Annotated in this window: 1 protein-coding gene; it reads left to right on the top strand. The window is 64.4% G+C overall.

All coding sequences use genetic code 11. From position 1 onward, the window contains the following. Positions 1-5: 5 nt before the first annotated feature. A partial coding sequence (gene istB / locus PQQ51_RS34340) for an IS21-like element helper ATPase IstB (RefSeq protein ID WP_408501625.1) occupies positions 6-719 on the top strand: 714 nt, incomplete at its 3' end.

Genomic DNA, 719 nt, shown 5'->3' with positions numbered 1-719 from the left:
AACACTTGCGGCTGCACGGCATGGCTGCCGGCTGGACCGAACTGCTCGAACAGGTGAATGTCGAGGCGGCGTCTTCGCAATGGCTGCTCGAACGGCTGTTGCAGGCCGAGGTCGCGGATCGGGCCGTGCGTTCGGTCAGCCACCAGATGAACGCGGCGAAGTTCCCGGTGCATCGCGACATCGCGGGCTTCGACTTCGATGGCTCGCCGGTCGACCGCCAGCTCGTCACGCAACTGGCCGGCATGACGTTCACCGAGGGCGCGCACAACCTGGTTCTGGTCGGCGGCCCGGGCTCGGGCAAGACGCATCTGGCGACCGCCATCGGCGTGTCCGGCATCATGCACCACGGCAAGCGGGTGCGCTTCTACTCGACCGTGGATCTGGCCAACGCACTGGAGCAGGAGAAGACGCAGGGACGTGCCGGCAGGATCGCGGCGAGCCTGCTTCGCCTCGACCTGGTCATTCTGGACGAACTCGGATATCTGCCCTTCAGCCAGGTCGGCGGGGCGTTGCTGTTCCACCTGCTGAGCCGCCTGTACGAGCACACGAGCGTTGCGGTGACGACGAATCTGGACTTCGCCGAATGGTCCAGTGTGTTCGGCGACGCGAAGATGACCACGGCATTGCTGGACAGGCTGACGCATCACTGCCACATCGTGGAAACCGGCAACGAAAGCTACCGTTTCCGCCATAGCAGCGCCAGTGCAAAGAAGCGTATC

The sequence above is a fragment of the Paraburkholderia xenovorans genome (genome assembly GCF_046030735.1).
Taxonomy (GTDB): domain Bacteria; phylum Pseudomonadota; class Gammaproteobacteria; order Burkholderiales; family Burkholderiaceae; genus Paraburkholderia; species Paraburkholderia xenovorans_A.
This window is presented reverse-complemented; position numbering and strand designations above follow the sequence as displayed.